The sequence below is a fragment of the Pontimicrobium sp. IMCC45349 genome (genome assembly GCF_047219225.1).
Taxonomy (GTDB): Bacteria; Bacteroidota; Bacteroidia; order Flavobacteriales; family Flavobacteriaceae; genus IMCC45349.
Genome location: NZ_CP178208.1, coordinates 88,728 through 106,984 on the forward strand (window position 1 = coordinate 88,728; position 18,257 = coordinate 106,984).

An 18,257-nucleotide genomic window follows, 5' to 3' on the forward strand; every position below is an offset into this window, starting at 1 on the left:
ATGAAAAATTTATTAATAGCATTAGCACTAGTATTTAGCTCAACTCTTTTTGCTCAAGATACATCTTCAGAAGCAAAAGCACTTTTAGATGAAGTCTCAACTAAAGTAAAGAGTTATGATAATATATCTTTAGATTTTAAATATGTTTTAGTTAATACAGAAGAAGACATTAGACAAGAAACACGTGGTGATGTTATCATGCAAGGTGATAAATATGTGTTAAACATCTTAGGAATTACAAGAATTTACGATGGTAAAACGTTATACAGTATAAGTCCAGAAGATGAAGAAGTAACAATTTCATCTGAAAATACTGATGATGAAAATACCATTACACCAAGCCAAATGTTATCATTCTATGAAGATGGTTATACTTACAGTATGGACATTGTACAAAATGTAAAAGGCAGAAAAATTCAGTATGTAAAATTAGTTCCTATGGATTCTAGTTCTGAAATAAACCATGTGTTATTAGGTATTGACATCAATACTAAACACATCTATAATTTAATTGAAGTTGGTAGTAATGACACAAAAACTACATTGACTGTTAATTCTTTTAAAACAAATGAGCCTTTATCAAAAAGCTTGTTTACTTTTGATGCCAAGAAATACAGCGATTATTACATCAATAAACTAGACTAGATTTTCTCTTGAAAATATTAGATAAATACATACTAACCACTTATTTAAAGACTTTTTTCAGCGTGTTTGTAATTCTCATGCTGATTTTTCTTTTACAATCTATTTGGCTTTATATAGCAGAACTGGCTGGTAAAGATTTAGAAATGGAAGTAGTTGGTAAATTTTTACTATTTGTATCTCCTAGGTTAATTGTTCTTGTTTTACCACTTACAATACTACTCTCATCCATTATGGTATTTGGTAGTTTTGCCGAGAATTATGAGTTTGCAGCAATGAAATCAACCGGAATTTCATTACAACGTGCAATGAGAAGCTTAAGCCTTTTTATTATTGGACTTGCAGTTACAACATTCTTTTTTGCTAACAATGTAATCCCTTGGGCAGAATATAATTTTTACAATCTTAGAAAAAATATAGCTAAAGTAAAGCCTGCCTTAGCAATTGCTGAAGGACAGTTTAATCAATTAGCAGACATTAATATTAAGGTTGCTAAAAAAAGTGGTGACAGAGGACAGTTTTTACACGATGTAACCATTCATCAAAAAAAAGGAAATCGTGCTGGAAACTACACAGTAATTAAATCTACCTCTGGAGAATTTGTTAGTAGCGAAGAATCTGACATATTACAACTCATTCTATTTGACGGTAATTATTATGATGATTTACAACCTAAAGACTATCAAAAACGCACTAAAAACAAACCTCAAGTAAAAAGTTATTTTGAAAAGTACATTCTTAATGTAGACTTATCTCAAATTAATAATGTAGATTTTGAGAAAAAAGAATTTTCTACTAAATACACAATGCTTGATATTACAGCCTTAGACACAGCAATAGATTCTTTGGTAGATGTAAGACAAAAATCATTAGAAGATTTATCTGTAAATATGTTAAATCGATCTACCTCAAAAAACTTAAATACCAATATTAAACTTCAAAAAAAGGATACAGTATTTAATAACTCAGATTTTTTATCACTATTCAAGCCTAGAAAAAAAGTTCAGTTAATCGATTTGGCACTAAACTCTGTTAACTCTACCAAACAAATAATTAAATCAAAAACAAAGATTCTAGCCTCTAGTGAAAAGAACATCAATAAGCATATCATTTCTTTTTACGAAAAATTTGCCTTAGGATTTGCATGTATTATTCTATTTTTTGTTGGAGCACCTCTTGGAGCACTTATTAAAAAAGGTGGTATGGGATTACCAATAGTAATTGCTATTGTAATTTTCTTGACCTATCACTTTATAGGTATTTTTGCAAAAAACAGTGCCGAAGACAGTAGTTTAAATCCTATACTAGCAACGTGGTTATCCACACTTATTATGCTACCTATAAGTATTTATTTAACGAGTAGAGCAACTAAAGATAGAGCATTACTAGATTTAGACAGTTTAATTATTCCTTTAAAGAAATTAATAGCTTCAAAGGCAGTTGAAACAAAAGACACTACAACTATATTAGATAAAGCATCGGACGACTATGCTAGTTTAAATAGTTATTCTGATGACAAACTAGTAGACATTATAAAAAACTACAGACAATATGGAATAGACGAAAGTTTTAGAAATACTTCTTTAAACATATTGGCTACTAGAGGTATTTCGGAAGAAGAACTACGCTTAGGAGGTAAACTTGTCAATGAAAATTATGAAAATGCAGCACGCTATAAATTAGAGTTTGATGAAAACTCAAAACTTACGCTAATATTATACATAATATATGCAGTTTTAGGAATTAGTGGAGCTATACTAAACAATAATGGATTCCCTACATTAGGTCCTATATTAGTTGCTATAGGTATAATAGCTATAATTTTATTTTTTGTAGCATTTACAAAAACAATTACAAGTCAATCAAACTTCTATAAAATACACGGAAAAAAAGTAATGGCTAACGCTATTCCTTTTGTAATACTTGGCATTCCGTTATATTTTCTTTACAATATTTATTTCTCAAAGAAAATGAAAGAAGATTTAAAACAAATTAGATAGAATCTAAATAAGATTTATCTTTGCAAAAAAAAGGACACATGTCGACGCAAACAGCACAAAGCAAACCAACTATAAAATTAAATAGCATTGAAGAAGCTATCAATGACATAAGAGCAGGAAAAGTAATCATTGTAGTAGATGATGAAAACAGAGAAAATGAAGGAGATTTTGTTGCTGCTGCTGAAAAAATAACTCCAGAGACTATTAATTTTATGGCTATGCATGGTCGTGGATTAATTTGCGCACCTCTTACAGAAAACAGATGTAGGGAATTAGAGTTAGGTATGATGGTTAATAATAATACTGACCCAATGGAAACAGCCTTTACTGTTTCTGTAGATTTAAGAGGTAATGGTGTTACAACTGGAATTTCGGCTAGTGACAGGTCAAAAACAGTACAAGCTTTAATAGATCACGACACAAAACCATTTGAATTAGCACGTCCTGGTCATATATTTCCACTTGTTGCTAAACAAGGAGGTGTATTACGTCGTACTGGTCATACTGAAGCTGCCATTGACTTTGCTAGATTAGCTGGTTTAAAACCTGCAGGAGTGATTGTAGAAATCATGAATGAAGATGGTACAATGGCACGTTTACCTCAACTAATGGAAGTTGCCAAAAAGTTTGATTTAAAAATAGTATCAATTGAAGATTTGGTTGCTTATAGAATGGAGCACGATTCTTTAATTGAAAAGAAAGAAGATTTTCAAATAGAAACACGATTTGGTAGTTATAGGCTAAGAGCTTATCAACAAACTACTAATAATCAAATTCATATAGCACTTACCAAAGGGGCTTGGTCTAATGATGAACCAATTCTTACACGTATCAACTCTACACTTGTAAATAATGACATTTTAGGCACTTTAACTAATAATGCCGACAAAAAGCTAGACAATATGTTTAAAGTAGTTAACGATGCAGGAAAAGGAGCTATAATATTTATTAATCAACAATCACAATCAATGAATCTTTTAAAACGTTTAAACATTTTAAAAGAAACTCAAAAACCTAACACTATTACTAAAGCACCTAGAATTGAAATGGATTCAAAAGACTTTGGTATTGGCGCTCAGATTTTACATGATTTAAATATTCATAAGTTAAGTTTGATTTCTAACTCTGAGCAAACAAAACGTGTTGGTATGATTGGTTATGGTCTTGAGATTGTGGACTATGTAAATTATTAATTTTACAAATAGCTTTTAATTATTTCTACCATTTTAGAAGCTCTATTTCTTACTTCGTCTTCAGTCCAAGATAATTTGATTAAACAAGATATATTTCTACCAATATAATGGTCGGATTGTTCAAAAGATTTTGTTTGTAAATATGACAAACCATCCTTTACTTCTTGTGATAAAGGATAGAGTGTTTTTAAATCTTTTAAGTGTTGCCATTCTCTTATATAATGCCAATTATTATCATAATAGTGAAAGCATGCATCAACTCCATTATTTTTAAAAGCTGCACTTACCTTTCTTGCAATATCCAAATCTGGTAAAAAGAAACTTAAAAAAGAATAACTTTCCTCTCCGCCTTCTGGAACAGTTCTAAAAACCACTTCTGGAATTTGAGATAATGCCTCTCTTATAATTGTGTAGTTCTTTTTTTGGATAGCAACAAATTCTTCCAATCTATTTAATTGCGCTAAACCAACAGCTGCATGCAATTCTGAAATTCTAAAATTATAACCTAAAAAGGGATGTGTTTCAGCACCTCTATCATTTCCAACATGATCGTGTCCATGATCACTATAATGGTCGGCATGTCTATAATACGCTTCATTATTGGTTAAAACAGCCCCACCTTCACCAGCTGTTATAATCTTAACAAAATCTAATGACAAACACCCTAAATCACCAATACTTCCTAGTGGCTTGCCTTTATAAGTAGCTCCTGTTGCCTGCGAAGAATCTTCAATAAGCAATAAGTCATGTTCCTTACAAATGTCTTGCAGTGCCTCTAAATTTGCCATACTACCACACATATGTACAGGCATAATTGCTTTCGTTTTTGAAGTAATAGACTCTTTTACAGCTTTTGGATCTAAAGTTAATGTATCATCAATGTCTACCAAAATTGGTACAGCACCAAGCATCATAATAGCTTCAAAACTTGCAACAAATGTAAAATTTGGCATAATAACCTCGTCTCCTGCTCCAATTCCAGCTGAGGCCAAAGCTATTGTTACTGCTGCAGTTCCACTAGATACTAACTGTGCGTGCTTAACTTGTAAACTATCTTGAAGCTTCTGCTCTAATTCCTTAGCTTTCCAATGTCCTTTACGCATACCATCAAAACCATAACGCATTAAAACTCCACTATCTAATACATCATTTAATTCTTTACGTTCAGCATCTCCAAACAATTCAAATCCAGGCATAGTATTATTCTTTATTTTTTACCAAATCTACAATTATAATGAGCAAAAAAAAAGCCCTAAGAACAAATCTTAAGGCCTATTTTTATAACAATTATTAATTGAGATAACGCTATAAATCTATAACACTTTCATCAATACTTTTTCTTACTTTTTTTAAAGTTGAAAACATATCGTCTTCTGCTCTATAACCTATTGGTATTACCAATAAAGACTTTACCCCCTTTTCTTCTAAATTAAAAAACTCATCATAAGCTTTTGGTTCAAATCCTTCCATTGGACAAGCATCTATTCTTTCTAAAGCGCAAACTGTTAATAGGTTTCCTAATGCTATATATGCTTGGTTCTTTATAAATGTTTCTTTTTCTGCTTCTGTTTTATTGCTAAAGTTGTCCAATAAATAAGTTCTAAATGGATTTAATATCTCTTCAGAAGTACCTCTTACTTGCTTTACACTATCAAAATAGGTGTTAATGCTAACATTATTTATATCTGCTCCTGCTAAAATTAAAACATGAGATGCTGTTGCTATTTGTTGTTGATTCATACTGAGAGGCAACAAATCTTCTTGACGTTTCTTATCGCTTAGCACCAAAAGCTTTACTGGTTGCATACCGTAAGAAGTTGCTGTAAGATTAAAAGCTTCTTTTAATACTTCAATTTTATCTTGAGGAATAATTTTATTTCTATCAAATTTTTTCGTGGCATATCGCCATTGTAAACTTTCAATAATATTCATCTATATTTTTTTGACAAAGTTAAAAGCAATCTATAAAACGTAGTATGCCTTCTTATAGATTAATTAAATAGTACTATCAATTTAAAAAAACCACAGTTTGATAGCCATTATAATGACCATTACAACTAAAAATATCTGTACAGTTCTATCTCCTTTTTTTACTGACCATCGACTTGAAATCCAAGCTCCTGTTACATTTCCAATAGATAAAATTAAGCCATACTTCCAATTAATTTTATCATTTAAATAAAACATAATTATAGCTCCAAGTGTATAAATACAAACTATAGTAACCTTAGCTGCATTAGCTCTAACCAAGCTCATTTTATTTACATAAGGTAAAAAAATTAGCATTAAAAATCCAATACCTGCATTGATAAAACCTCCATAAATACCTAAAAAGAAAAAAGTAATAATTGATATCCAAAGATATTTACCTGTTGTACGCTCAGTAACGATTTTTTCTTTCAATTTAGGCTTAAAAATTATCAATAATACTACTGCTATCATTATAATAGCAAGAATCTTATTAAAAGTATCTCCTTTAATATCTACTGCTATTTTAGCTCCTATTAAAGATCCAAACAAAGCAGATATTCCACAGTAAATACTAAAAGGAAATGTAGAAACACCCTTAGATTTAAAACCAGCAACTCCAGTAGCTGTTTGTAAAAAAATCGCAATACGATTGGTACCATTAGCAACCGAAGGCGGTAATCCCATAAAAATTAACGCAGGAAGTGTTAACAAAGTTCCTCCACCAGCAATGGTATTTATAAAACCTGCAGCAAAACCTGCGAGAATTAACCATAAAATATTGACATCGAAATCGATAAGAAGTTGTGTCATAAATTTTGAAAACACAAAAATACAGATACCTAATTTAAAAAGTAAAAAAAGCGAAAAATAATTCAAAAAAGGTTTGATAGAATTAAAAAAGGGTTCTATATTTGCATCCGCATTCAGGAAATACCTGATGAGACACTTGGAGAAATGGCAGAGTGGTCGAATGCGGCAGTCTTGAAAACTGTTGAGGGTCACACCTCCGGGGGTTCGAATCCCTCTTTCTCCGCTTATAAGCTCTACTTTAATTAGTAGGGCTTTTTTATTGGACTATACTTACCCTTTATTTACAATACTTTACACTATTTATTAAACAGTTCTAGTATTACTATATAATTACCTTAAAAATAAAAAAAGGTATCCCATTTAGGTACCCCAAAAAATATTCAGGTACCCCACTTTTTAAATCTTCTAAAAACTATGAATAAACAAAAAATAAACATCTTGTTTTTAGTTGAAAAATCTAAAACTAACAAACAAGGTAAATGTCCTTTAAAATGTAGGATTACATATTTAGGGAAAAGAAAACCATTCTCTACAGGCATATTTATAAAGCCTAACTTATGGGAAAGTAAATTTCAGATAGTAAAACCTCCTAATTCAGAAAATGACGTCATCAATTCTAAATTGAGCCTTATTAAACAAAAAATTAATAAGGCTTTTTTATTGCTCCAAATGGAAGAAAAAGAATTTGATGTACAAGATGTCTATATTAAATATCAAGGTGGCAAACATAAAGCAGAAAAAACTTTACAAGATATAATGACATACCATAATAACAGGATGAAAAAGCTTATAGGAATTGAAACAACATATACATCTTGGGAGAAATATAATCAGACACAAACTCATATTTCAGATTTTCTTTGGTCCAAGTTTAAAAAGAAGGACTATCAAATTAAGGACTTAAATGAAAAATTTCTTTATGATTTTGAGTATTACCTTCAGACAGAAAAGAAGTTTAAGACCTCTACAATTTACAAGAGTATTCAGAGGTTTAGAAAGATGATTAGACTTGGTATTTCAAGAAATTACATCAATAAAGACCCTTTTATGTTGTTTAAAGCTAAGCGGTATAAAAAGGAAATTGTATTCTTAACAACCAAAGAACTTGAAAAGTTAAGGAAGCATTCTTTTAAACAAGTAAGGTTACAACAAGTTAGAGACATGTTTGTATTCTGTTGCTATACTGGTTTAGCTTACAAAGAGATGGCTAATCTTGAATCTAAGCACATTTCTGAACACTTTGATGGTAATTTATGGATACAGATGATAAGGCAAAAAACAGATAAACCTATATCAATTCCATTACTTCCTCAAGCCAAAGAAATACTAGCAAGGTATAGTAATGAAGACTCAGTATTACCTGTAATATCAAATCAAAAGTTTAACTCCTATTTAAAGGAAATAGCTGAGCTTACAGGAATAACTAAGAACCTTACTCATCATATTGCCAGAAAAACATTTGCTACAACTGTACTACTTTATAATGATGTTCCCATGGAGATTGTTTCTAAGCTTTTGGGGCATTCTAAAATGAGTGTTACAGAAGAAAGCTATGGTGAAGTTGTTCAGAAAAAAGTGAGTGAGCAAATGAAAAAATTAACAAAAAAGTTAAATAGAAAAAATATTTGATTACCTTTGACGGAAATCAGTCAGAGGTTTTCAAATGACTTCCATAAACTACAACTGATTTTCAACGAGTTTTCTACATTTTAAGAACAAGTATAGTTCTAACACCGAGTTTTTCTATTTGTCAAATGAAAGAGTTCATTTGATTATTAATCTTTTAACATTAATATGATGAAAGAAGAAAGAAGTGTTGCTAATCAATTGATTGAAGCAATGAGAAATGAGGAAACTGCTACTCAAAATAAGCAGAACAAAGAGTTTTTAAATAATTTTCAAAATCAATTAACTGTCAGAGATAGTTATGATTTTAGTGGTCCAACAAATGAATATACCGTTTATGAAGGAGTAAATGGAGTTAAGTTTAAGGAAATATCACTATATGACTTTACATTAACTAAAGAAGAAAACTTCTCCGATAGTGATGACAAATATGTGCTTTTTAAAGTCAATAAAGATGGTGAGTTTGGTATTCTTGATAAAGAGAATGTAATTCCATGTCCTTTGGCTAAATGTCTAGTCAATTTAGATACTCTAGAAGATGTAGCTGAGGAATTTACTTTTATGCCAGTTGCATATAATAGTTTCATGGGAGTAGATGTCTTAAACTTTATGAAATACGATTCAAACTTTTTTACTTGTGATGAAAGGGTATTTTTTATAACATTATTAGTGAAATTTAAAAGCTTTGATTTTAAACCTTTCTTCTGGTCTAAAGAAAAAATCTTTCAAGAAGTTGGAATTAAAAAGGATAGAGCTAATAAGATTATTAAAAAGTTTAAAGAATTAGGGTTTCTATCAACTGAGTTAAGGAAGGCACAAATAGATGGAAGACCTATGCAAGTTAATTACTTTGATATTGATGGATGTAAGATAATAGATTTGTTACCACAGATGCTACATAGCAATGAAGATGTAGATGGAAACATTTATACTCAACCAGATATTGAGAAATACCTCAAACCATCTATTAAAAAGGAAAAGAAATCGATTTCATCTGTTATGCAATAACAGAATTCTTAATTATTTATCAAAAGGCTACTTCACAGTAGCTTTTTTTGGTTGGAGGAATCCCTCCAATAAAAGAGTATTCAATTATATTTAGACAGACCTTCAGTAAATTATATATACTGTATTAATAAGTATGTCCCTTTATTAAAAAGAATATAATTATTAGTATAGTTATAAAGTAAAACGAAAACCTGTACTCTTTTATTAGTGGTATTCCGCCAATGACTTTCAGCATCTCAATAATTGGGATGCTTTTTTATGCAATTAATATTAACCTTAAAAAACATAAGATTATGCAATTAAGACAATCAGAAAGAAAACAAGCTAAAATTAAAATGGCTTTACAAGGAAGTAGTGGCTCAGGAAAGAGTTTAAGCTCTCTTTTATTGGCAAAAGGACTAACTAATGACCAACTAGCTAAAGTTGCTGTTATTGATACAGAAAATGGTTCAGCAGACCTTTATGCTCACTTGGGAAACTATAATGTATTACCATTACAGCCACCTTATACACCAGAGAAATTTATTGAAGCAATAGAGGTTTGTGAAAAGGCAGGAATGGAAGTAATAATTTTGGATTCAATTTCGCAAGTATGGGATGAACTTATAGATTATCATTCAAAATTGCCAGGCAACTCTTTTACAAACTGGAATAAGGTAACACCAAGGCAAAAAGCATTCATCAATAAGATTTTACAGTGTGATGCTCATGTAATTGCTACAATGAGAACCAAACAAGATTATGTACTGCAACAAAAAGATGGAAAATATATTCCTGAAAAGGTGGGATTAAAAGCTGTACAAAGAGATGATGTTTCTTATGAATTTACCATTGTATTCGATATTGATATAAAACATTTTGCAACAGCAAGTAAAGATAGAACCAACTTATTTTCAGGCAGACCAGAATTTATGATTAATACTTCTACAGGAAAACGCATTTTAGAATGGTGTACTTCACCTGTAAAAGAAGAAGATGTAAAACAGAGAATAGAAGAATGCTTATCTGTAAGTCAGTTGATGGAACTGTATAAGGAGCATCCTAGTTTTCAATTACCATTAAAAGCTTTGTATCAAGCTAAAAAAGAGCAGTTAGAGCAATTAGTTAAACCAGAAAATTTCAGTCAAAATGGAAATAGTATCAGTAACAGAGCTTAACAAGCAACGTAATGGAATAATTAATATTCTTGAAGGTAAGCCAGAAGTTGTTCACAACTTACAAATACCTTCAGAAAACAAAGTATATCAACAGAACCCTTTTATAGAGGCTAACACAAAAGAAGTTAGCCTTTCTAGTTTAAAGAATGATTGCATTATACCAGTATTCAGTAAGGATAATGAAAAGACTTTAGCACATCAAGAGTTTATAGAGATAGCTCAAGATTGTGTTGGTAAAGTGTTTTCTCATCATACCATAGAAGTGCCAGAAATAAGAGTTTCTCATCAAATAAAAGGTAGAACTGCTGATGCTATCTATAAACCAGTAAAAGAGCTTTTAGACCATGAGAAAACACAATATTTTGAAAGAATGGCATTTATCATTAGAATCCCATCTATTACTGAAAATATAAATGGTAATAATGTTGCCTTAACAGTTGGAGGTGTAAGAGCTTACAATCAGGAAAACCTTTATAATAGGAAAACCTATGAGAAGTTTAAGTTCTTTGTAGGTTTTCAAAATATGGTGTGTTGTAACTTATGTATTTCTACAGATGGTTATCAAGATGAAATGCGAGTTGGAAATTATTCTGAATTACAGACTAAAATTATGGACTTAATTGAAGATTATAATCCTCAATCTCACTTACAAGGAATGATACAGTTATCTAAACAAAATTTAACTGAACAACAGTTTGCTCAACTAATAGGTAGAGCAAGATTATATCATTATTTACCTAAAAAGGAGAAATCTCAAATTCCAGAATTATTGCTTAATGATGGGCAAATTTCTACAGTTGCTAAAGACTATTATTTAGATGATAGCTTTTGTAGAAATGATAAAGGAGACATAAACCTATGGAATGTATATAATCTCTTTACAGGGGCTAATAAGAGTTCTTACATTGACTCTTTTCTATCAAGAAATGTAAATGCTTTTGAATTCACAAATGGACTTAAAAACACCCTGAATGGTGATTCTAACCATGCTTGGTTTTTGAGTTGAGTGAAGCCCAATCTCTATTTGTTTAGAGGTTGGGTTATTTTTTTTGATACGCTTTTATTAATGTTTCTACCCTTAACAAAAACTCATTTTCTTTTTCATTTATTTCAGACATATTCATTTCTTTATTTATATAAATCCCATCTACTATAAATCTGGTTTCTATGCTTTGATTGTCAAATAAATTTTCGGAATAAGTCGTGTCAATGCTAATTTCATTGTTAAGAGGGTAAAGTAAACCTCCTGCAATAACATTAGGTTGATAGTATTGGATATAAGAGTGAATTTGATAAAAATCACTTCTATCTAAATCTGAATAACTACTTTGAGTTTTATGAAGTCTCATCTTTTTAAACTTAGCATCAAAAACTATTATCTGATTAGTAAGTTTATGTTTCATGACTAAATCTGGAAACATTTTACGCTTATAAAACATTTTCTGATACACATTCAGTTCTTCCTGACCAGTTACATACCAGTCTGTAAAATAACGACTTAAAAGCTTTTCTAGATATACTTCAAAAAGTTGAGAAATATCAAATAAATAACCATTAGTTGTTAGCTGGTTATCTGTTTGAGAAACTAATAAGTTTTGTTCTTTTAGTATTATTTCAGCATACCCAATAGTTTTTTTAAAAGCAGAAAACATAGGGTTTTGTAGAACAAAATGATTTTTTGCTTTTTCAATTACTGAGTTTTGAGGGAATACAGCAGAATAGTTCTGTTTTAGAAGCTGATAAACACCTAATATTTTTTTGTGTATTTCCTTACCAAATCTTTTTTCTAAGGCTTTACAAGCCAAGTAAAGCACATCAATAATTTCTTGAACGTAAATCTGTTCTCTAAATGTAGAAGTTAAATTACCTGTGAAAGGTATATCTCTTTTTAAATAAGCATTAAGGTCAATTTTTCCACGAACTTTATTACTTCTTTCTGTTATTGATTGGTAGTTTTTAGGCAGCCCTAGTACTGCTGCTTTTTCTAAAGACTGAATAAAAAGAAACGCAATGATATTTTGAAACTCATTAGTTTCTTCTGTTTTATCTGCCTTAGTAGATTGATTGTCAACATAAATATCATTGACAAAGTTTAGCATACGTTTTAAAAAAGTATCACCATAAGGAGTTACAATGTTAAATTGAACATCTTTATGATAAATTGTACCAGCAAATAAACCAGTTTGAACTATGTACTTTTTCTCTTCAGAATTACTCTCTTTTGCGTATAGTTTTAATATGAGCTGTTCCTCATCTTCAAGCTTATTACGTTGTTCCTTAAAACCAAAAATTTTAATCTGTTCAAGACTTTCCTTTTTAGTAGTAAATTGATAAGTTGAAGAAAAAATTTGTTCAGTTATGTGTCTAGATTCCTTTTTGTTTTTTGCACCAAAACTATTCTTTAATTGGTTTTCAACTAAAGGCTTTTCCTCATAAAAATTATGATTTGTTGGTACATTTATTTTCATCTACTATTTACTAATGGGATTTACAAAAACAGATAAAGCTTCTTCTAACTTATTATCTAATTGACTTTCTGCAAACATAGACCTCAAATATTCTTTTAATGTAGGTCTTAAATGTAAATTGAATAATACATTTAAGTTCTTAGATGAAATCGTTCTGCTATTAGCTATTCCAGTAATTTTCATAAAAAAAGAATGCCCAAACTCATAGGATTTTCCCATGCCTAGTTTTTCACTAATAAAGTCATTAAGGTTTTTACAAGATTTTGAATACTTTTCAATATTATGAAAATCATCACCATTTCTAAATTTCACATCATTTTCAATCACTTCATAATCGCAATCTTTTCTTATCCATTTAAAACGCCTTCTAAGAGCTAAGTCAAAAGCATCAATACTTTTATCCACATCATTCATCATACCTATAAAAAACACATTCTTTGGCACTCCAAAATAAGCATTCACTTTGCCATTTTCATCTTTTATTAAATGATAAGCTAGTTCTGTATTATTTTTATTCTCTTCATCCTCTTCAATCATATCTTCAATTAAAGAAGAATATTGAGTCTTTATTAGATTGTCTTCACTCTCTCCATCATGCCTATAATCTTTTTCGATACATAAAAGTGTTTCTCCAAATACAGAAGACAGATTAGCTCTATTAATTTCATCTACTACAAAGTAATACTCTTTCTTAGGGTTTTCTTTGGCTCTTTTACAAAAACGTTTAAAAATACCATCAACTAATTCAAACTTGATGTTTCCATTTTCTGTTACACCTTTAGGCTTAATACCTTCAATAAAATCTTCATAAGTAAAAGATGGGTGAAACTGTACAAATTCATATCTACTTCTATCTCCTTGGCATAAAAAATCTAAACTATTTTTTACAGCATATGTTTTTCCTGTTCCAGGAGGTCCATATAGAATAACATTTGGAGTATTCACATCTGCAATACCTTGTGTGTTTCCATATTTCCAAATAAATCTTGATAGTAAGACATTATCCAGAGGAGTATCTTGTATTTCTAGAATATGATTTAAAACTTTTCTAATTTCATGATTTTTGCCCAAATTACTAGTTGTTTCTGATTCTAATAACTCATCATGAAGAGCATCTATTACTGGGTCTGAATAAATATAGATAAAGTCATATAGGTTGTCCAATACAGCTACTTTTCTTAAAATTTGTTTAGCTTGATAATCAGAATCTTCAAATTGTGAAGGTTTCAACATTGCATCATCACAATTAACTACATTTTCAAAGAGAGGCTTTATATTATTATTAAATTCAATTTTAGCATCTTCAATTGAAGCATTAGATACTTTTTTACCAATAGCATAAGAACCATTCTCATTTAGCTTTACACCAAAAGCAAGAGCTGAACCAGCTGGCTTAGATGAACCAAAAACAGTTTTTGTTGTACGTTCTAAAAAGTTACATAAATAACCTCCAGGTAATGTTGCTTCTTGGTTATTTATTCGATTAGTATAATCCTCAATATCTAGGGTGTTATTGGTGATTTTATCCCTGTACTGTGTCCAATCATTTAAAAGGTTTTGATATTCGTTTTCAATAAACTTTTGTTCTTTACTACTAACCTCACTTTTATATTTATTCCAAAGGATTTTTAACTCTTCTTGACGCTGATTTGATATTTTAATTTTCTCCATAAGTTTATCACTCATTATTTTTTTATACCACTGTTTTATAAAATAATTTGTAGCATTATTTCCTTGGCACAAGGTTAAAGTTCCAGGTGCTTGTATATGTTTACTATTGAACTTTTTTAAGCTTTGTTCTAAAATGGTTTTATCCTTTGAATCCTTGAAGATAGATAACACTTCTATTTTTCTTCTTAGAGGAAACCAGTCAAAATCTGAAGTAACATTTTTATCTAGATAAGCCTTATCTTTTATTTTTACTAATGCTATTGGAGTAATGGTATTTCTAACCATAACTATATCTCCAATTTCCACATCATTTTTAAACCAATCTGGGTCAGGAACTGGATTACCATTTTTATCATTCCAATTATCCCATAAACCAATGATTTGTTTAGTGTTAATTACATCTATTAAGGTTTGAGCACTTAACTTCTCATCTGGTTGTATTTGTATATGCCAAAAATTCATTTATTCAACTAATCCTTTTTCTAATACTTTTTCTATGTAAGTATGTTTATCTTCATCTTGAAAATAAACATTGGCATTATGATAATGTTCAATAGTCTCATCATGAGACCTTCTATATTGCATATCCTTAAATGAAGTATTAGATATTATAAATGAATTTAAATAAGTGTTTTTATCATCTAATTTAGCTTGAAACTCATCTTTTATAGTCTTGTGTAATCTTACCTTAGGGTGATTCCAAACATCTTCTAGCATATAAATTCCTTTTGGGTCTATAAAACTTAAATATTGTTTATCTCCTACAATTTGCCATAACATAAAATCTGGGTAGAAATTCTTAGTTTCTGTTAGAAAACCAATTCCAGTTTTGCTTTGATTCCTTAGTAGATATACTTTTTTGTCATTGAAATAACTCTTATTAGCATTATAGTACTGCTTCAAATCATCTACAAAATCCTTTTCTCCTTCATTTAACTGTACAGGAGAAACCTTAACAATATCCTTATATATCCTGTCATTCATATAGAGTAAAGGATAATAAAGATGGTTGCCATAATCAAACCCAACAAAAGAACCTCTATTTATTTCAAAGTCATTTTGGAGCATATCATCTTTCTTAACAAGCTCTTTAAACTCTAAAACATTTCTTATAATATCTGTTTCAGTTTCTTCTACAGCAACTGTGTATTCTTCTGTAAAATTAGGATGACTTTCTTCAAGAATATCAACTTCAATATGTCTAGCTAAGTATTTGTTTTTAATACTTAAATAGAACTTTTCGGTATAGTTTTTAAGTAGTGCAATCACTAACTCTTCCCATATAAATACTCTATTAAAACTTGATGGTTCTAAATCTGAGGCTGGTATAGAAATCTGATACCAAGAATCATCATTCATTATTTTTTGAAGGTTTTCTTTAGTAACTGACAAGTTATACCAACTTCTTTCATTTTTATATTTCTGAATTTCAAAAAAGATTTTATCCCAATTTATAAAAGCTAAATTATGAGGCTTTAAAGTTAATCCTACATCTTTACCATCTACTACATTAGTAATCGATTTATTACTACTAATCATTTGGATTTTAGGATACCAATCTAATTTAATATCCAAGTACTTTGAAGCATCAGTTATCTCTAAAACTGTTATGTTTTCCTTTTTGTAGTTTTCAGCTACACCTTCTTTTGTTTTGATAATTTTTAAACTATCTCTAGTTTTAGAATATCTGTTTATAGTTGGAATGGTTATCGTTTTAAAATTACCTTCATTTGTTGGTAATCCTTCTTCCTCAAGGTATTCTTTAAACTGCTGCATATAGTCAGCTTTAATACCAAAAATATTTAAGGTTTCTAGTGTAGGTATATATTTTGGTGTTTTCTCTTTTGGTCTTTGATACTCATCTAATCTAGAACTACGTTTTAAGCTCATATTAAAACCTTTTAAACGTACTCCTCTACCAAATAACTGAATTATCTGACTACCTTCTCCTTTACCAATATTCATCAATCCCATGGTGCTTACCCTCCAAGAAGACCAACCTTCAGTAAATTTTTTAGAACCAATTAGTAAATTAATATTACTATTTTTTTCATTGATATTATGAAATAAGCTTTCTGAAAATTCTTTTTCCATACCCAATATACCAACTGCCATACATAGTTTATGAAGTTTAGCTTCATCACCTACATTTATAACACCAAAATATTGGTCTGTATCTCCAATCCTTAAACCAAGCTCTCCATCAGCACCTTTTAGATTATCTAGGTGTACATTGGCACCTACAAGACTTGTATTAAATACTTTTTGAAGTATATCGATATATAGCTCATCAGACTCAACTAGGTTTTCCTTTAGGTAGTCAAAAGAATTTGAAAATATAGATGCTCCATTTTCATCATTTAGACCTGCATTCCCAGTTAATATTTGATTGATATGGTTTTTGGAATTACTTGGGTCTTTTATAAAGTCTGAAATGAATTTAACAATGGTAATTACATCAGATAACTCTAACTTCTTTTTGTTTCCAAATTCATCTGTTATCGTTTTGCTACTTACAGAGTTTACTTTTCCTCCAACAAATATCCATAATGGTTTTGCTAGTTTGTAAACATCCATTTTAGATGCGTTTTGATTGTAAACTAATTGTTGTTGGTAATAACCAAGTAAACATGCTGTTAAATACTTTCTTAAATACTCATCATTAGTATCATCTTTTATGTTTAGGATTTTGTAGTCTTTACCATAACCATCTTTGTAAAAATACTTGTAGCTGTAATCAAATAGAATAGCCTTACTATACTCTTTAAATAAGGTTTCCTTTTTCTTTCCTGAAGCTGCACTTATGGCTTGACCAAATGTTGCAGAATACTCAAAAGCAAATCCGTTTTCACTTAATAGGTCTCTTCTTTTTTTCCATTCATCACCACTAGCTCCTCTATGTCCTTCATCAACAAGAACAAGGTTGTTTTTCTCAAAAGCTTCTACAGCAACAGTTTTACCATCATTACTTCCTTCTTCTGTTAGTTTACTTATTTCTATAATCTCTACCATTTCTCCAGAAAATAAAGCTCCTGAAGACTTGCTAAATATTTCTGCTTTAATATTTGATGCTGCAAACTCATTTAAATGCTGATTTGACAAACCTTCATTAGGTGTAACTAACAACACTTTATTAAAATCTTTTTTACCATACTTTTTAGCGTAATGTAAATACTGCTTTATGTTTACATGGAGTAACAATGTTTTACCACTACCAGTAGCAGACCATATAGCAATTTTACTTAACTCATCAACTGTAAAGTAATCTGAAACATAATCATATTTATTAGGTACACTATGGTCTAAAGGATTATTAAAAGCATCTACAAACTGATTTAACTCTGCCAATAATAAGTTAGGATTAGCAAAATATTTATCCAGATAAATCTCTATAAAAAGTAGTGTTATGTATTGAAAGTATTTCCATTTAAAAACACCTTCTCTGTATTCTGAAATAGCTAGTGTATGGCTTACAATATTTTGGTCATACTCAAACAATAAGTCTTTGTTTAGTTTTTCGCTATCTAATAATCTCATTTTTAAAGCATGATGAAATTTAGTTACATTGTTTTCATCATAGCCTTCTAAATGAGAATCTTTAAGGTATTGTGCCATACCTTCAAAATCTGAACATCCAAATAAGCTTAGCAAGTATCTGTTTAATACCAACCCTTGACTTAGCTTCATAATTTTCTTTTTAGCCATGTTGTT

General features: G+C 29.9%; 13 protein-coding genes and 1 tRNA gene. 8 read left to right on the forward strand and 6 right to left on the reverse strand.

Going from position 1 to position 18,257, the window contains the following annotated elements; genetic code table 11:
• From ACLII3_RS00450 to ribB, 3 genes are read left to right on the forward strand one after another with little or no spacing between them, the layout of a single operon-like run.
• A complete protein-coding gene (locus ACLII3_RS00450; protein WP_412985599.1) occupies positions 1 to 645 on the forward strand; it encodes a LolA family protein in 645 nt (214 codons plus the stop codon).
• Positions 646 to 653: 8 nt separating this feature from the next.
• Positions 654 to 2,642, forward strand: coding sequence for an LptF/LptG family permease (locus ACLII3_RS00455; protein WP_412985601.1), 1,989 nt, complete (start codon positions 654 to 656; stop codon positions 2,640 to 2,642).
• A 38-nt stretch (positions 2,643 to 2,680) separates the two neighbouring features.
• On the forward strand, positions 2,681 to 3,835 hold the full coding sequence (ribB, locus tag ACLII3_RS00460; RefSeq protein WP_412985603.1) for a 3,4-dihydroxy-2-butanone-4-phosphate synthase: 1,155 nt from the start codon (positions 2,681 to 2,683) through the stop codon (positions 3,833 to 3,835).
• A gap of 2 nt (positions 3,836 to 3,837) precedes the next feature.
• Here the strand turns inward: ribB and ACLII3_RS00465 are convergent, their stop codons facing one another.
• From ACLII3_RS00465 to ACLII3_RS00475, 3 genes are all read right to left on the reverse strand, one after another.
• On the reverse strand, positions 3,838 to 5,031 hold the full coding sequence (locus ACLII3_RS00465) for a DegT/DnrJ/EryC1/StrS family aminotransferase (RefSeq protein WP_412985604.1): 1,194 nt from the start codon (positions 5,029 to 5,031) through the stop codon (positions 3,838 to 3,840).
• Positions 5,032 to 5,140: 109 nt separating this feature from the next.
• Positions 5,141 to 5,767 (reverse strand): NAD(P)H-dependent oxidoreductase, encoded by a 627-nt coding sequence (locus ACLII3_RS00470; protein ID WP_412985605.1) that lies wholly within the window; start codon positions 5,765 to 5,767, stop codon positions 5,141 to 5,143.
• An 81-nt stretch (positions 5,768 to 5,848) separates the two neighbouring features.
• Positions 5,849 to 6,616 (reverse strand): sulfite exporter TauE/SafE family protein, encoded by a 768-nt coding sequence (locus ACLII3_RS00475; protein WP_412985607.1) that lies wholly within the window; start codon positions 6,614 to 6,616, stop codon positions 5,849 to 5,851.
• A gap of 138 nt (positions 6,617 to 6,754) precedes the next feature.
• Between ACLII3_RS00475 and ACLII3_RS00480 the strand changes: the two genes are divergently transcribed.
• From ACLII3_RS00480 to ACLII3_RS00500, 5 genes are all read left to right on the forward strand, one after another.
• Positions 6,755 to 6,839: transfer RNA gene (locus tag ACLII3_RS00480), tRNA-Ser, on the forward strand.
• Positions 6,840 to 7,030: 191 nt separating this feature from the next.
• Positions 7,031 to 8,245: a site-specific integrase gene (locus ACLII3_RS00485; protein ID WP_412985608.1), complete on the forward strand. Its 1,215-nt coding sequence runs from the start codon at positions 7,031 to 7,033 to the stop codon at positions 8,243 to 8,245.
• 168 nt (positions 8,246 to 8,413) lie between these two features.
• Complete coding sequence (locus ACLII3_RS00490; protein ID WP_412985610.1) at positions 8,414 to 9,250, forward strand: hypothetical protein; 837 nt, start codon at positions 8,414 to 8,416, stop codon at positions 9,248 to 9,250.
• 293 nt (positions 9,251 to 9,543) lie between these two features.
• Positions 9,544 to 10,407: an AAA family ATPase gene (locus ACLII3_RS00495; RefSeq protein ID WP_412985611.1), complete on the forward strand. Its 864-nt coding sequence runs from the start codon at positions 9,544 to 9,546 to the stop codon at positions 10,405 to 10,407.
• On the forward strand, positions 10,379 to 11,413 hold the full coding sequence (locus ACLII3_RS00500; protein ID WP_412985612.1) for a DUF3871 family protein: 1,035 nt from the start codon (positions 10,379 to 10,381) through the stop codon (positions 11,411 to 11,413). Before ACLII3_RS00495 ends, ACLII3_RS00500 begins: the two co-directional genes overlap by 29 nt.
• A 34-nt stretch (positions 11,414 to 11,447) precedes the next feature.
• On the opposite strand, the gene ACLII3_RS00505 is transcribed toward ACLII3_RS00500, so the two are convergent.
• Genes ACLII3_RS00505 through ACLII3_RS00515 form a run of 3 tightly spaced genes read right to left on the reverse strand, consistent with a single transcriptional unit; the run spans position 11,448 to position 18,251 of the window.
• Positions 11,448 to 12,875: a 5-methylcytosine restriction system specificity protein McrC gene (locus ACLII3_RS00505; protein ID WP_412985613.1), complete on the reverse strand. Its 1,428-nt coding sequence runs from the start codon at positions 12,873 to 12,875 to the stop codon at positions 11,448 to 11,450.
• Between the two features lie 3 nt (positions 12,876 to 12,878).
• A complete protein-coding gene (locus ACLII3_RS00510) occupies positions 12,879 to 15,008 on the reverse strand; it encodes an AAA family ATPase (RefSeq protein WP_412985615.1) in 2,130 nt (709 codons plus the stop codon).
• Entirely contained in the window at positions 15,009 to 18,251 is a 3,243-nt protein-coding gene (locus ACLII3_RS00515; protein ID WP_412985617.1) for a DEAD/DEAH box helicase family protein, read from the reverse strand.
• Positions 18,252 to 18,257: the final 6 nt, after the last annotated feature.

Excerpts from the sequence above, each read along its gene's own strand:
- ACLII3_RS00450 (WP_412985599.1), top strand. The coding sequence starts at position 1 with ATGAAAAATTTATTAATAGCATTAGCACTAGTATTTAGCTCAACTCTT.
- ribB (WP_412985603.1), top strand. The coding sequence starts at position 2,681 with ATGTCGACGCAAACAGCACAAAGCAAACCAACTATAAAATTAAATAGC.
- ACLII3_RS00465 (WP_412985604.1), bottom strand. The coding sequence starts at position 5,031 with ATGCCTGGATTTGAATTGTTTGGAGATGCTGAACGTAAAGAATTAAAT.
- ACLII3_RS00470 (WP_412985605.1), bottom strand. The coding sequence starts at position 5,767 with ATGAATATTATTGAAAGTTTACAATGGCGATATGCCACGAAAAAATTT.
- ACLII3_RS00475 (WP_412985607.1), bottom strand. The coding sequence starts at position 6,616 with ATGACACAACTTCTTATCGATTTCGATGTCAATATTTTATGGTTAATT.
- ACLII3_RS00485 (WP_412985608.1), top strand. The coding sequence starts at position 7,031 with ATGAATAAACAAAAAATAAACATCTTGTTTTTAGTTGAAAAATCTAAA.
- ACLII3_RS00490 (WP_412985610.1), top strand. The coding sequence starts at position 8,414 with ATGAAAGAAGAAAGAAGTGTTGCTAATCAATTGATTGAAGCAATGAGA.
- ACLII3_RS00495 (WP_412985611.1), top strand. The coding sequence starts at position 9,544 with ATGCAATTAAGACAATCAGAAAGAAAACAAGCTAAAATTAAAATGGCT.
- ACLII3_RS00500 (WP_412985612.1), top strand. The coding sequence starts at position 10,379 with ATGGAAATAGTATCAGTAACAGAGCTTAACAAGCAACGTAATGGAATA.
- ACLII3_RS00505 (WP_412985613.1), bottom strand. The coding sequence starts at position 12,875 with ATGAAAATAAATGTACCAACAAATCATAATTTTTATGAGGAAAAGCCT.
- ACLII3_RS00510 (WP_412985615.1), bottom strand. The coding sequence starts at position 15,008 with ATGAATTTTTGGCATATACAAATACAACCAGATGAGAAGTTAAGTGCT.
- ACLII3_RS00515 (WP_412985617.1), bottom strand. The coding sequence starts at position 18,251 with ATGGCTAAAAAGAAAATTATGAAGCTAAGTCAAGGGTTGGTATTAAAC.